General features: G+C 60.5%; 10 protein-coding genes and 1 tRNA gene. 6 read left to right on the top strand and 5 right to left on the bottom strand.

From position 1 onward, the window contains the following. Positions 1 to 81 precede the first annotated feature (81 nt). Entirely contained in the window at positions 82 to 2,634 is a 2,553-nt protein-coding gene (gene glgP / locus HJD22_RS04560) for an alpha-glucan family phosphorylase (RefSeq protein ID WP_208656231.1), read from the bottom strand. A 247-nt stretch (positions 2,635 to 2,881) separates the two neighbouring features. Between glgP and HJD22_RS04555 the strand changes: the two genes are divergently transcribed. The 4 genes from HJD22_RS04555 (at position 2,882) to HJD22_RS04540 (ending at position 7,342) form a co-directional block, all read left to right on the top strand. Then, entirely contained in the window at positions 2,882 to 3,232 is a 351-nt protein-coding gene (locus tag HJD22_RS04555; RefSeq protein WP_208656230.1) for a hypothetical protein, read from the top strand. Positions 3,233 to 3,384: 152 nt separating this feature from the next. After that, entirely contained in the window at positions 3,385 to 4,668 is a 1,284-nt protein-coding gene (locus HJD22_RS04550; RefSeq protein ID WP_208656229.1) for an ATP-grasp domain-containing protein, read from the top strand. A gap of 51 nt (positions 4,669 to 4,719) precedes the next feature. Then, entirely contained in the window at positions 4,720 to 6,777 is a 2,058-nt protein-coding gene (locus HJD22_RS04545; RefSeq protein WP_208656228.1) for a CocE/NonD family hydrolase, read from the top strand. A gap of 169 nt (positions 6,778 to 6,946) precedes the next feature. Continuing rightward, positions 6,947 to 7,342 (top strand): hypothetical protein, encoded by a 396-nt coding sequence (locus tag HJD22_RS04540; protein ID WP_208656227.1) that lies wholly within the window; start codon positions 6,947 to 6,949, stop codon positions 7,340 to 7,342. A gap of 55 nt (positions 7,343 to 7,397) precedes the next feature. On the opposite strand, the gene HJD22_RS04535 is transcribed toward HJD22_RS04540, so the two are convergent. Next, positions 7,398 to 9,437 (bottom strand): carboxy terminal-processing peptidase, encoded by a 2,040-nt coding sequence (locus HJD22_RS04535; RefSeq protein WP_208656226.1) that lies wholly within the window; start codon positions 9,435 to 9,437, stop codon positions 7,398 to 7,400. A gap of 128 nt (positions 9,438 to 9,565) precedes the next feature. Here HJD22_RS04535 and HJD22_RS04530 point away from each other — a divergent pair, with 128 nt between their 5' ends. Then, positions 9,566 to 10,864, top strand: coding sequence for a M18 family aminopeptidase (locus HJD22_RS04530; RefSeq protein WP_208656225.1), 1,299 nt, complete (start codon positions 9,566 to 9,568; stop codon positions 10,862 to 10,864). 72 nt (positions 10,865 to 10,936) lie between these two features. On the opposite strand, the gene HJD22_RS04525 is transcribed toward HJD22_RS04530, so the two are convergent. The 3 genes from HJD22_RS04525 to ilvC form a co-directional block, all read right to left on the bottom strand. After that, positions 10,937 to 11,009 (bottom strand) — tRNA-Met (locus tag HJD22_RS04525). 89 nt (positions 11,010 to 11,098) lie between these two features. Then, positions 11,099 to 11,968: a CDP-diacylglycerol--serine O-phosphatidyltransferase gene (gene pssA / locus HJD22_RS04520; protein WP_208654002.1), complete on the bottom strand. Its 870-nt coding sequence runs from the start codon at positions 11,966 to 11,968 to the stop codon at positions 11,099 to 11,101. A 156-nt stretch (positions 11,969 to 12,124) separates the two neighbouring features. Beyond that, entirely contained in the window at positions 12,125 to 13,156 is a 1,032-nt protein-coding gene (gene ilvC / locus HJD22_RS04515; RefSeq protein ID WP_302051029.1) for a ketol-acid reductoisomerase, read from the bottom strand. 152 nt (positions 13,157 to 13,308) lie between these two features. Between ilvC and ilvY the strand changes: the two genes are divergently transcribed. Then, positions 13,309 to 14,187 (top strand): HTH-type transcriptional activator IlvY, encoded by an 879-nt coding sequence (gene ilvY, locus HJD22_RS04510; protein ID WP_208654004.1) that lies wholly within the window; start codon positions 13,309 to 13,311, stop codon positions 14,185 to 14,187. The last annotated feature ends 38 nt before the right edge of the window (positions 14,188 to 14,225 follow it).

Here is a 14,225-nt window from a genome sequence, read left to right as displayed (position 1 = left end):
AGTGAGGAGTAGAAGCCGTTATCGATTCGTTACCTACCGCGGCTCTCTATTTTTGCACTATTAACCGTGTCGCTCATCATCTCATCGCTGCCAAAGGATATGGGCATCTTCCAACGGTACGGCCACCCCGTCGCGGTGAGGCATCATCCGCGCGGTGTAGTCATCGATCGGGCGCTTGGCCGGTAGCGTGGCGTGATAGGTGTAGCCATTGGCGGCATTGGCCAGCTGCTCTCCTCGGCGCATTGCGACTCGCTCCGGTGCGCCACTCTCGAGGCCAGCGGCATAGAGTTCGACCCGCACCATGTCGGGCGCGAGATCGTCGAGAAAAAGCGCTATCTCGACGTCATGCTGCCTGTCGTCGCTGTTGACGTGCATTTCCCCAAAGTGGGGGCCGGTCCAGCGCTGCTCGCTAGGGTGGCGCCAGTGAAAGGCCTGTCCGCGAATGGCACCCTCCCGATTCTCCTCCACCCGCTTGCGGTAGGCGGCAGCCGCCGGCAGGTAGTAATGCTCGGTATACTCACGCAGCGTGCGATTGGTGGAAAAACGTGGCGACAGGCGCGCCATGCTCTCGCGCATGCGCGCCACCCAGGCGGTAGGAATACCCGATTCGTCGCGGGTGTAGAACTCCGGAATTACTTGGTGCTCGAGCAGGTCGTATAATGCTTCGGCCTCGGTCTCATCCCAGGCTGGGTCGTCGCCATGCTCCATGCCGTCGCCCAGTGCCCAACCAACTTCCGGGGTATACGCTTCCGCCCACCAGCCATCCAGCTCCGACAGATTGATGCCTCCATTGACCAGCACCTTCATGCCGCTGGTGCCGCTGGCCTCCCAAGGGCGGCGGGGAGTATTCAGCCAGACGTCCACGCCTTGCACGAGGTGTCCGGCGAGCTGCATGTCATAGTCGCTCAGAAAGATCACGCTCTGTCGCGCTTCAGGACGCTGCAGGAAATGGATCCACTCCTGGATCATTCGCTGTCCGGCCTGGTCTGCCGGGTGCGCCTTGCCGGCGATGATCAACTGCACCGGCCGGTCAGGATCATTGAGCAGCCGCAACAGGCGCTCTGGATCATGCAGCAGCAGGTTGGGCCTTTTGTAGGTGGCAAAACGGCGCGCGAACCCCAGCGTCAAGGCCCGGGGGTCGAGCAGGTGACGTGCCTCGTCGATATCACTGGCGGGAGCCGCTGTAACGGCGTGTTGCCTGGCGAGGCGCTCGCGCGTGTACTCGATGAGCGCCGTGCTGGCGTTGCTGCGAAAGTGCCAGAGCCGTGCATCGGAAATGGCTCGAATGCCCTTGCCCAGCGACTCCTCAGACCCCAGCCAACGCTCCTTGCCGCACGCCTCCGTCCAAAGCTCATCGGCCTGCGCGGAGTCCCAGCTGGGCATATGGACGCCATTGGTCACATGCCCGACAGGTACCTCCTCGATCGGCCAGCGTGGAAACAGCGGGGCGAAGAGATGGCGGCTCACCCTGCCGTGAAGATGGCTGACACCATTGACGGCACCGCTGCCGTGAATCGCCAGGTAGGCCATGTTGAAGGGTTCCGACGTATCGTTGGGGTCGTGCCGTCCAAGCGCGAGCAGGTCGTGAATGGAGATGCCCAGCCGCTGTTCGGCGTAAGTGGCGAGATAGCGTTCGATGAGCGCGGGGTCGAAGCGGTCGAACCCGGCGGCCACCGCGGTATGGGTCGTGAACAGGTTGCCTGCCCGGGTCACGGCAAGGGCGACATCGAAGGGCTGGGCCGTCTGCTGCATGTAGCGATAGGCGCGCTCGAGTACCGCGAAGGCGGCATGTCCTTCATTCAGATGGCAGACTTCGGGCTCGATGCCAAGGGCCTCGAGTAGACGCCACCCTCCGATACCGAGCAGCAGTTCCTGCTGCAGGCGCAACTCAGGCCCGCCACCATACAGCTCGCTGGTGATCCCTCGGTGGGCGGGAAAGTTGGCGGCGTCATTGCTGTCGAGCAGATAGAGCTTCACGTTGCCGACCTGGACCTGCCAGGTGCGCAGCCATACCGAATAGCCGGGCAGGGCGACCTCCAGTCGCAGCCACTCGCCATTCGGCTGGCGCAGCGGCACGATAGGGAGTTGCCCGGGATCGTTGTAGGGATAGAGGGCCTGCTGAGTACCATCTTCGCCGATGACCTGGCGGAAATAGCCCTGTTGATAGAGCAGCCCGACGCCGGTCACCGGTACCCCGAGGTCGCTTGCGGCCTTGAGCTGATCGCCGGCGACGTTGCCAAGCCCGCCTGAATAGATGGGCAGCGCATCGCTCAACATGTACTCCATGCAGAAGTAGGCGACTCCCTCAAGCGAGCTCTTCTGGTGGGTCTGATTGAACCAAGAGGCTGTCTTCTGCGCATCGCTTCGGGCCTTCACCAGCGCTTCCAGCCTCTCGCGAAAGAGCGGGTCGGCCAATGTGAGCTCGAGCCTTTCGTGCGATACCGTCTGCAGCACGACCCAAGGGTTGTGTGTAAGCTCCCAAAGCGATGGCGAGAGTTGCCGCCATATCTGGTCGGTGGCGTGATTCCAGGATGAGCGAAGATCAAGCGCTAACGCTTTCAATGCGCTGAACCCCGCCATCTCCGCATAGGAGGAAAAGTCGCTTGAGTGACGGTCTTGGCTCTGTTCGCTCATCGTTGCCCCTGGATTGTATGGTTCAACCGCAGTGTCATGGATTTGCTAGCGCATCGGCTTCCTTACGTTGGAGTAGATGAGATTGCTTGGCAACCATGACTTAGCATGGCACATGCTTTCTTGTGAGGTGCAGTGTCCACTGGCGGGCGATCTTGCTTGCGTCGGGATTCGTCCTTGCGGTCCAAAGAGGGAAAAACTAGGCTCTGGTTAAGCCATATTCAGGGAAGCAACCATCGGAGTAAGGAAAATGGTTACATCAGATAGTGGCAATGCATCAGGGAAGAAGGGTCAGGATCAACAAGAGAAAGCGAAGGCTCGCGAGCTGGTGGAGCGCGATAATCCTGCGGCAGGAGAAAACCCGTCCAAGCAAGGTCATTCAACTCATAGCGGCGACGACAAGGACAAGGTCTACAAGCCTTCGGAAAATGTGGATAACCAGAAAGCCTCATCGGGGGGAACCAAAAACACGGGGCACAATACGTCGATCGACGAAGCGCCCTATTCCGGCAAGACCTTCTCAAAAGGGCAGACAGAGGAGGAGAAGCGCAACATCAACGATAAAGCCGATGATGCCAGTTCAGATCGGCGCAACGGTTGATACCCTTGACCTAATTGAACATAAGCGGTGCCCTATACCTATATAAGATAAGCCCACATGATGAGAATGGCTTATCAAGAATGAGGCGACAAACGCAGGGAATGCGAGTGAAGCCAGGCGCTTCTTTTTTAATGTTGCCACGGAGAGGCAGGATGATCCGTAATGTTTTTATACTGGCACTAGAGGATGAGCAGCGTAAAGAGCTTGCGACACTTCGTCATGCCAATGAGTGCGCCTTCCATGGATTGATGGATGTCGAGACACTGGTCGAATCCGAGCACTTTTCCTTCGATCAGTTATTGGATCAGGCCCGTAAGGAATTGGAGCAGTTCTCGGGCTCGGTCGACGCGATCATCGCCCACTGGGATTTCCCGACCAGCGTACTGGTGCCGCTTCTGTGTCGCGACCACGGTATCCCCTCGCCGCCGCTTGAAAGTGTGCTCAAGTGCGAGCACAAGTACTGGAGTCGTCTCGAGCAGCAGAAGGTCTTTCCCGAGCTGGTGCCCGAGTTCTGCAGCATCGATCCATTCGCCGACAACCCTATCGAGCAATTGACGCTTAAATACCCCTTCTGGCTCAAACCAGTCAAGGCGTTCTCCTCCCAGTTGGGCTTCAAGATCGAGGACGAAGAGCAGTTCAACGAGGCGATCAAGGAGATGCGCCAGGAGATTCGTCATTTTGGTGAGCCCTTCAATGAAGCCTTGGCACATGCTCAGCTGCCGCCCGAGATTCAGCAGGCCAACGGTAATACCTGTATTGCCGAGCAGTTGATTTCCGGTGTTCAAGGCGCGCCGGAGGGGACGGTGTTTCAAGGCGAATTCAATATCCACGGCGTGGTCGACCAGCCCAAGGATGAAATCGCCGACACCTACGATCGTATGGAGTATCCATCGGCGATGCCGGAGCGAATACAGCGGCAGATGATCGGCGCCTGCAAGCAGTTCCTCGAGCATATCGGCTATGATAATGGCTGCTTCAACGCCGAGTTCATGTGGGATGAGGCGAACGATAAGCTATGGCTGGTCGAGTTCAATACCCGTATTTCTCAGTCCCATAGCGAGATGTTCATTATGGTCGATGGCATGTCCAACCATGAGGTCGCCCTTGATATCTCGCTTGGCCAGCGTCCCTCGCTCTCCAACCGGTTGGGGGCTTATCCCATCGCCGCCAAGTGCCTCATCCCCTGTAAGAGAAAGGATGGCATCATCAGGCGTGTGCCAAGCGATCGGGAGATCGCCGCGCTTAGCGAGCAGATACCGGGCATCAAGATCAGGCTCGACGTGAAGCAGGGAGAGCAGTTGAGCAAGCTGCCCAATCAGGACAAGTTCGCCTACCGTCTCGGCACGGTCTATGTGGGCGGGGATACCCACGAGCAGATACGAGAGCGCTATCAGGCGTGTCTCGCCGAGCTGAACTTCGAATTCGACTCCGTTTGAGTCAGTAACCGACAGTTCACACCGAACTCATCGAAAGAAGAAGGAGGTGCGATGCAGACGGTCACTTCATTTCCTCATGATGTCCAGGTGATCGAAAACACTTACATCACCATGCGTGACGGCGCCCGTCTGGCAGCCCGCATCTGGCTGCCCAAAGGCGCCGAGCAGGAGCCCTTGCCGGCCATCATGGAGTACATCCCCTATCGCAAGCGGGACCTTACCCGCGGGCGTGATGCCAACAATCACTCCTATCTGGCCGGGCACGGCTATGTCTGCGTGCGGGTGGACATGCGGGGCAGTGGCGACTCGGATGGCGTAATCACCGATGAATATACCCAGCAGGAGCAGCAGGACGGCGTCGACGCCATTGCCTGGATTGCCAAGCAGCCCTGGTGCGACGGTAACGTCGGCATGATGGGCATCTCGTGGGGAGGCTTCAATAGCCTACAGGTGGCGGCACGCCGCCCTCCCGCTCTGAAGGCGATCATCAGCCTCAGCTCCAGCGACGATCTCTACGCCGACAACATGCACTACATGGGCGGTTGCCTGCTCGGCGACAATCTCTCGGAGGCGACGGTGATGTTCGCCTTCAATAGCCTGCCACCGGACCCGAAGATCGTCGGCGACCGTTGGCGCGACATGTGGTTCGAACGGCTCAAGGGGAGCGGACTGTGGCTGGAGCCGTGGCTAAGGCATCAGCGGCGTAGCGAATACTGGACCGCAAGCTCGGTATACCGCGACTATTCGGCCATTCAGTGTCCGGTATTTGCCGTGGGTGGCTGGGCCGATGGCTATACCAATACCGTATTTCGCCTGCTCGAGCATCTGGACGCGCCACGCAAGGGGCTGATCGGGCCTTGGGGGCACAAGTACCCTCACCAGGGGATTCCAGGACCCGCGATCGGTTTTCTGCAAGAGGCCTTGCGTTGGTGGGACTACTGGCTCAAGGGCAAGGAAACCGGCGTTATGGACGAGCCCATGCTCAGGGCATGGCTGCAGGACAGCGTGCCGCCGGATAATGCCTACAAGGATCGTCCGGGGCGCTGGATCGGCGAGGCGAGCTGGCCATCGCCATCTATCGAGATGCGTCGCTACCCGCTTGGGACCTACACGATCAACGATCCCGAGACGAGGGATGAGAGCAGCAGCGAGCGCTTGCCCGAGGAGGAGATCGATCCTCATCCGTTGACCGTGCAGTCGCCATTGAGCGTGGGTCTATCGGCCGGCAAGTGGTGCTCCTATTCCGCGACGCCGGACCTTCCCGGCGATCAGCGTGAGGAGGATGGTGGCTCGCTGGTGTTTCGCAGCCGCGTGCTGGATGAGGCTCTCGAGATCGCCGGCATGCCCAGCGTGGAATTGGAGCTCTCCGCCGACAAACCGGTCGCCATGGTGGCCGTGCGACTCTCCGACGTGGCGCCGGATGGTAAGTCGACACGGGTCACCTATGGCTTGCTCAACCTCACCCATCGTGACGGCGATTCCCAACCTGAGCCGCTTGAACCGCATCGTCGCTATCGCGTCAAGGTACCGCTCAATGGCATTGCTCAGCGTTTTCCCGAAGGTCATCAGCTCAGGATATCGATCTCGACCTCTTATTGGCCCTTGGCCTGGGTGCCGCCCGAGCCGGTACAGTTGACGGTCTACCCGCGCAATAGCGCCTTGCTGCTGCCGGTGCGTCCTCCGCGTACCGAGGATGTCTCGCTACCCGATCTTCCCGAACCCGAGCAGGGTCCCTCCGTGGAGATGACGCGCCTGGTGCCTGGCAGCCACAATTGGCTGTTGCATCGGGATCTTGCGCAGAAGCAGTCGGTGCTCGAGGTCATCAACGACCAGGGTGGGTTTCGTCTCGACGAGACCGATACCGAGATTCGTCGCAATACTCATGAGTGGTATACGTTCAAGGATGACGACTTCACCTCGGTACGCGGGGAAACCTACACCTCTCGCGGCTTCAAGCGTGATGACTGGGACGTGGAAGTCTATACCCGCACGGTACTCACCTGCACGACCACGGACTTCCAGGTGCATGCGCAGCTGGATGCTTACGAGGAGGGTTATCGCATCTACTCTCAGAACTGGGAGTACACCATCCCCCGAGATCATATCTAGGCCTCTCAGCGAGTATCAACCGACTCCTTACATGCGCCGGTACTCCCCGGCGCTTTATTGCTTAACGCCTGCCGGCCGAGCGTTTGCGTGGCTCATTCAATTCTCTGGCCTTGCTGCCGATAGTCAGTCATAGCATGGCGGGCTGAGCTGACCGCTGATCAGGGGAGCGATGACGATAATGACGAATGGTGTTCCTGACTCGCAGGAGAGTGACGAGGTGCTGCGGCAGCGTGTCGCCGCGCTGACACAGGAGGTCGAGACACTCCGACAGCATTCAAAGGCGCTTGAGCAGGCTAATGCTGCGCTGGAGGTGACGCTGTCGACGGGACGCGCCCAGTGGCAGGCGGAACTTGCAGCCCAGGCCATCGAGAAGGCGGCAGAGGAGCTCTTCGGTGGCTCGCTGATGATCCATGAAGCGCGCTCACGGGCGGGACTACTGCAGATCGCCCAGCGACTGCGGCATAATGCCGAGCTACCCCCGAACGATCATGCCGTGGCGGTGATCGGCCTTGCCCGCTGGGTAGGGCGCCCGGCAAGCCCCAGCCTCGAACCGGCAGAGGCGTGACACGACCTCGCCCCGCATCAGGCGGGGCGAGGTGGACGTGCGGCTCAGCTCGTCATCAGAGCCGGCCGATGTGGTAAGCGTAATCGAGCAGAATCTCGGCACTCTCGATCACCTGGGCGCGTTCGGCGGGCTCGCTCTCTTCGCTATCCTCGCCACGAGCATCGACCCAATCGTCCAATTCATCGAGGCCCAGTGCGTGACGCCGACGATTCTCGAGATCCAGCTGCTCGCGCTCCTGCTCCTCCATCTCGCGCTGACGCTGCTCGCGGTTCAGGCTGATGCTGGTCTGCTCCTCGCGCAGTCGGCGCGCGAGTTCGGCCTGTCGCTCCAGGTAGACGAAGTTGGGGTGGGTGGCGACACGCTCATGGTGTTGCGCGCTGAGTGACTCGAGGAACCGCCAAGGTGAGCCGTAGAGGCGATACTGCACGGCACGCACGGTATCCCAAGGCAGGGCATTGTCGAAGCTGCTCTCGCCGATGATCTCAGGGTCGATCAGACTTGGGAACAGGATATCCGGCTCGACGCCGCGGTGCTGTGTGCTCTCCCCGGAGATGCGGTAGAACTTGGCCCGGGTTAACTTGATCTGGCCATGGCTGAGATCGTTGAGTGTCTGGACGGTGCCCTTGCCGAAGGTGCGGTTGCCCACCACCACGCCGCGACCGTAATCCTGGATGGCACCGGCGAAGATTTCCGAGGCCGATGCCGACAGGCGATTGATCAGTACGCCGAGCGGGCCATCGTATAGCATGCCGCTCTCGGTATCGCCATACAGGCTGATGCGCCCCCGGGCGTCGCGTACCTGCACGGTGGGGCCGCGATCGATGAACAGGCCGATCAGCGAATTGGCCTCCTGCAGGGCACCACCGCCGTTGTTGCGCAGGTCGAGCACGATACCTTGGACGTTCTGCGCCTTGAGACGCTCGATCTCGCGCGCCACGTCGCGGGTCGTGCTGCGATACTCCTCCTCGCCGGCCTGCCAGGCATCGAAGTCGACATAGAAGGTCGGGATCTTGACCACGCCGATGCGCTGGCTCCGGCCGTCTCGCTCGAGCTCGATCACTTCGCTGCTGGCGGCTTGGTCCTCGAGGTTGACGGTGTCGCGCGTGATCTCGACGGTGCGCGAGCGGGTCATGTCGATGGCCTGTGCCGGCACCACATCGAGCAGCACCACCGAGCCCTTGGGGCCGCGAATCAGGTCAACGACGTCATCGAGACGCATCCCTACCACATTGACCATCTCCTCCTCGCCCTGCTGGCCGACGGCGATGATGCGATCGGCGGGCTCAAGTACGCCGGCTCGCTCGGCGGGGCCGCCTGGCACCAGGCTCGAGACCTTGACGTAGTCGCCCTCGGACTGCAGCAGCGCGCCGATGCCCTCCAACGAAAGGCGCATCTGGATATCGAAGGACTCCCCCTGGCGAGGCGACATGTATTCGGTATGCGGGTCGATGGTGGTCGTCACCGCGCTCATGAACAGGCCAAAGATATCCTCGCTGTTGGTCTGGCGAACCCGCGACAGCTGTCCCTGATAACGCTGGCGCAGGTTGTCGACGATCTGCTCCTCGTCCTGACCGCTCAGTGACAGGGAGAGGGCGGCATTCTTGAGTCGTTTGTGCCAGATATAGTCGAGCTCTTCCTCCCGTGAGGCCCAGGGTTCGTCCGAGCGATCGAGGGTCATGCGCTCGTCGGTGTCGTAGGTGTAGCCGAATCCTTCGTCTATCCGTGCGAGAATCCATTCGAGGCGGCTCTCCATGCGTTGTTGGTGGCGCATGTGCAGGGCGAAGATGCGCTCGAGGCCTCCATCGTAGAGCACGTCATCGATGGCGTTGGACAGGTCGCGAAACTCATCGACGTCGCTCTGCAACAGATAGGCGCGTTGGCCATCCAAGGTATCTAGATACTGCTGGAACGCCTGCCGCGACCACGCCTTGCTCAGACTGACATCGGCATAGTGGCCATAGCGCAGCGACTCGGCGACTTCTGTCGCTGCCTGGCGCTGAGCGTCGGAGGGCTCCGGCTGGGCCATCGCCATGCTACTCAGTACCAGCAGTAGTGCTATTACGCTTCCTTGCCGAATGGCTGCAATCAGGCTCATCAATGAAGCACTCCCGGTTTCATGTACACTTCTTCCCTAGACCAGCATTCGGCATCCGTTTTTGTCTTAGCCGAAATGTCATTGTATCAGTCTGTGCCCTCGGACACAGACCTTCGATGAGGATGACCATGCCCCACAATATTACATTGGAGCGAATGTTAGGCTTTCTGCAAGCGTCTCCTACTCCCTGGCATGCCGTCTCTAACATGGCGCGTCGGCTCGAGCAGATGGGATATCGGCGCCTGGATGAGAGCCAGCCCTGGCAGATTGCCCCCGGCGAACGTTTCTATGTGACACGCAACGACTCCTCTCTGGTGGCCATGCAGGTGCCGCGTTCACCGCTCACGGCGCTGCGCATGATCGGTGCACATACCGACAGCCCCGGGCTGCGGCTCAAGCCCAACGCGGCGCAGGTCAACCAGGGCTGGCTGCAATTGGGGATTGAAGTCTATGGCGGTGCGCTGCTCGCTCCTTGGTTCGATCGCGACCTGGGCATCGCTGGACGCCTGCATGTGCGGCGCGAGGATGGCCGGTTGCAGGGCGTACTGCTCAATGTCGATCGTCCGGTGGCGATTGTGCCAAGCCTGGCCATCCATCTGGACCGTGAGGCCAACAACGGTCGCGCCCTCAATGCCCAGACCCAGATGGCGCCCGTCATTCTGCAGGGCGGCGACAAGGCTGACTTGACCACGTTGCTGCAGCGCTGGCTCTATGAACAGCATGATCTGGAGCAGGTCGAGATTCTCGATTTCGAGCTGGCGCTCTACGATACTCAGCCGCCATCGCGTGTCGGGGTCAATGGTGAGCTGATCGCCAGCGCTCGCCTGGATAACCTGCTGTCATGCTTCGTCGGACTGGAAGCGCTGTTGGCAAGCGATGGCGAACAGGGCGCCGTGCTGGTTGCCACCGACCACGAAGAGGTGGGCAGTGCCAGCGCCTGCGGCGCCCAGGGGCCATTCCTCGGCGACGTGCTCAGACGCGTCAATGCCAAGCTGGGCGAGCCGGGCGATGAGGGCTTCATCCGCCTGATCCAGGCTTCGCGGATGATCTCCTGCGACAACGCTCACGCCCTGCATCCCAACTTCCCCGACAAGCACGATGCCGCCCATGGTCCGGCGATCAACGGCGGACCGGTGATCAAGGTCAACGCCAATCAGCGCTATGCGACCAACAGCGCCACCGCAGCGATGTTCCGAGATCTGTGCCGCGAGGCAGCGGTGCCGGTACAGACCTTCGTCACCCGCGCCGACATGGGCTGCGGCAGCACCATCGGGCCGATCACTGCTACCGAGCTTGGCGTACCGACACTCGATGTCGGGGTGGCCCAGTGGGGCATGCACTCGATCCGGGAAACCGCCGGCAGCCAGGATATCGAACAGATGATTCGAGTACTGACCGGCTTCGTCAATCGGGCCGCGCTGAGCTGACGCGTTCGCGTATACGCCGTGCGACCACAAAAAACCCGCGGAGCGAGCTCGGCGGGTTTTTGTTTTCTATTCTGGTGGCTACGCCCTGATTCGAACAGGGGACCCCATCATTATGAGTGATGTGCTCTAACCAGTGCTCGTCGCCAGCAGCGGATGCGTACTTTACGGATTTACCCCGGGCCACGCAAGCGGTTTTTTATCGCCTCGTAAAAAAATGCCGAGCGGCCCCAATGCCTACTTATCTACCGCCTTGCGGCTTTTCATTACCCGCATGGTGGCAAGCACCGGGCCCGAGGCGACATAGGCGCCGAAGAGAATCAACAGCATCAATGAGGGTTCGATGGAGATCACCACGAAGCCAAGCACGATCGCCAGCAATACGACGAAGGGAACCGGTCCCTTGAGGTCCACATCCTTGAAGCTGTAGTAGCGGATATTGCTGACCATCAGGATGCCTGCTGCTGCCACGACCAAAGTCATGAAAAGCTTGAAGACCAGTGCATCGGCGTCAAAGGTGTGAAAGGTCCAGACGAAGGCCGCGACCAGCGCTGCCGCCGAGGGGCTGGGCAAGCCGATGAACCACTTCTTGTCGGTACTTCCGATCTGGACATTGAAACGAGCCAGGCGCAAGGCAGCGCAGGCGACATAGAGAAACGCCACCACCCAGCCGGTCTTGCCGATATCCTGAAGTATCCAAGTAAAGGCGACCAGAGCGGGCGCGGCGCCGAAGGAGACCATATCGGCCAGACTGTCGTACTCGGCACCAAAGGCACTCTGGGTATTGGTCAGCCTGGCCACCCGACCATCCAGCCCATCGAGTACCATGGCAATGAAGACCGCGATACCCGCCGCGGTGAAGTCGCCGTTGATACCCGCCACGATGGCGAAGAAGCCGGAGAACAGCGCAGAGGTGGTGAACAGGTTGGGCAGCAGGTAGACGCCACGCCGCCTCACCTTCTTGCCGCCCTCAAGTGCTTCCTCGACCACCTCGGTCTCGCGCACGAAGGCGGAAGCGATATCCTCATCGGCCCGGGGTGTCTGTTCGAACTCGGGTGTTTCCGGCTCGCGACGGGGGAGTTCGGTGTTGCTGGGTTCCTGGCTCATGTCTCTCATTCCGTTGCCGTACAGGATGGCTGGGCGCTTTCCTCATTCTACACTCTCCCTCCATTAACGACAGGAGCGCCCTTTCCCAACTGGATTTCCCGTAAAAAAGGAAGGGCGCGATAGTCGCGCCCTTCGGGTAACCGCTTACCAGCCGACTCAGTTCTTCGACTTGTCGACCAGCTGATTGGCGGCGATCCATGGCATCATCGAGCGCAGCTTGGCGCCAACCTGCTCGATATCGTGCTCGGCGTTCAGACGGCGACGCGCGGTCATCGACGGATAGTTGCTATTGCCCTCGTTGATGAACATCTTGGCGTACTCGCCGGTCTGGATGCGCTTGAGTGCATTGCGCATGGCAGCACGCGACTGATCGTTGATGATCTCGGGGCCGGTGACGTACTCGCCATACTCCGCATTGTTGGAGATGGAGTAGTTCATGTTGGCGATGCCGCCTTCGTACATCAGATCGACGATCAGCTTGAGCTCGTGCAGACACTCGAAGTAGGCCATTTCCGGGGCATAGCCCGCTTCGGTCAGCGTCTCGAAGCCGGCCTTGACCAGCTCCACGGCACCGCCGCACAGCACCGCCTGTTCGCCGAACAGGTCGGTCTCGGTCTCGTCCTTGAAGGTGGTCTCGATGATGCCGCTGCGACCGCCGCCGACGCCGGCGGCATAGGAGAGCGCCAGCTCCTTGGCAGAGCCCGAAGCGTCCTGATGGATGGCGATCAGGTCGGGAATGCCGCCGCCCTTGACGAACTCCGAGCGCACGGTATGGCCCGGCGCCTTGGGCGCGATCATGATCACGTCCAGATCCTTGCGCGGCTCGATCTGGTTGTAGTGAATGTTGAATCCATGAGCGAAGGCCAAGGTAGCACCCTCTTTCAGGTTCGGCTCAACTTCCTGCTCGTAGATCGCCTTTTGGTTTTCGTCCGGCGCCAGGATCATGACGACATCAGCGGTTTTACACGCTTCCGGCACGCTTGCCACCTTCAGACCAGCCGCTTCAGCTTTTGCAGCGGATGAAGATCCTTTACGCAGGGCGACGGTGACATCGACGCCGGACTCCTTGAGGTTGTTGGCATGCGCATGGCCCTGCGAGCCATAACCCACGATGGTGACTTTCTTGCCCTGAATCAGCGAAAGATCGCAATCCTTGTCGTAATAAACGCGCATGTGATGTCTCCGGATCGAATGGTGAAAGATGTCAGCGTTGATGGCCACCCGCGCCGTCTATCGCGGCGCTGGGTTCGTCGAAACGATGGAAGACACCATAAGGCAGACAGAACGTTGCGTAAAACGCTATATTTGCAATGCCGTATTTCATAATTTGAAAGGTAGCCATGGATCTACGCCTGCTCGGCCACTTCCTGGCTCTGGCCGAAAGCCTGCACTTCGGCCGTGCCAGCGATGCCTGCCACGTCAGCCCCTCGACGCTGAGTCGCTCGATCCGCCAACTCGAGGAGAGTCTGGGTGCGCCGCTGTTCGAGCGCGACAATCGTCATGTGACGTTGACCCAGCAAGGGCGCCTGTTCCAAGACTATGCCCGCGACACACTGGAGCAGTGGGAGATGATCCGGCACGCCTTGATGGAGGAGACCCGCGAGCTTTCAGGTGAGATCAGCATCTACTGCTCGGTCACCGCGAGCTACAGCTTCCTCTACGCTCTGCTCAGCGAGTTTCGTCTGTGCCATCCGCGCATCGAGTTCAAGCTGCACACCGGCGACCCCGCCGACTCCATGGCCCGGGTCCTGGCCGGCGACGAGGACATGGCGATCACCCCGCGGCCGCGCACGCTGCCCGAGGCGCTGGCCTTCAAGCCGATGACCACCTCGCCACTGGTATTCATCGCGCCACGCGATGGCGCCGAATGGATTCCGACCCGCCCCGAGATACCAAGCCCTGAGCAATGGACGGGCGTGCCCATGATCCTCTCCGAGTCGGGACTCGCCCGCGAGCATAGCGACACCTGGTTCAAGGCGCTGGGCGTCACGCCACGCATCTATGCCCAGGTGGCCGGCAATGAAGCGATCGTCAGCATGGTGGGACTGGGCTTCGGGGTAGGTGTGGTGCCCAGGATCGTGCTCGACAACAGCCCTCTGCTCGATCGCGTGACAATCCTGCCGGTGAAGCCTGAACTCCCGCACTACGATGTCGGGCTGTGCGTCGCTCGACGACGCCTCAAGAGCCCCTTGATCAGGGCCCTGTGGGAAGAGGCCTAACCACCGGGCAGCTACGAAAAAGCCGCTCCGAAGAGCGG

It is taken from the genome of Halomonas sp. TA22, assembly GCF_013009075.1.
Taxonomy (GTDB): Bacteria; Pseudomonadota; Gammaproteobacteria; order Pseudomonadales; family Halomonadaceae; genus TA22.
The sequence above is the reverse complement of the archived record's forward strand: the minus strand, read 5'-3'. Positions and strand labels throughout refer to the sequence as shown.

Coding starts and splice junctions, on each gene's coding strand:
- ilvY (WP_208654004.1), top strand. CDS start 13,309: ATGGATCTACGCCTGCTCGGCCACTTCCTGGCTCTGGCCGAAAGCCTG.
- HJD22_RS04540 (WP_208656227.1), top strand. CDS start 6,947: ATGACGATAATGACGAATGGTGTTCCTGACTCGCAGGAGAGTGACGAG.
- pssA (WP_208654002.1), bottom strand. CDS start 11,968: ATGAGCCAGGAACCCAGCAACACCGAACTCCCCCGTCGCGAGCCGGAA.
- HJD22_RS04545 (WP_208656228.1), top strand. CDS start 4,720: ATGCAGACGGTCACTTCATTTCCTCATGATGTCCAGGTGATCGAAAAC.
- HJD22_RS04550 (WP_208656229.1), top strand. CDS start 3,385: ATGATCCGTAATGTTTTTATACTGGCACTAGAGGATGAGCAGCGTAAA.
- HJD22_RS04530 (WP_208656225.1), top strand. CDS start 9,566: ATGCCCCACAATATTACATTGGAGCGAATGTTAGGCTTTCTGCAAGCG.
- glgP (WP_208656231.1), bottom strand. CDS start 2,634: ATGAGCGAACAGAGCCAAGACCGTCACTCAAGCGACTTTTCCTCCTAT.
- HJD22_RS04555 (WP_208656230.1), top strand. CDS start 2,882: ATGGTTACATCAGATAGTGGCAATGCATCAGGGAAGAAGGGTCAGGAT.
- HJD22_RS04535 (WP_208656226.1), bottom strand. CDS start 9,437: ATGAGCCTGATTGCAGCCATTCGGCAAGGAAGCGTAATAGCACTACTG.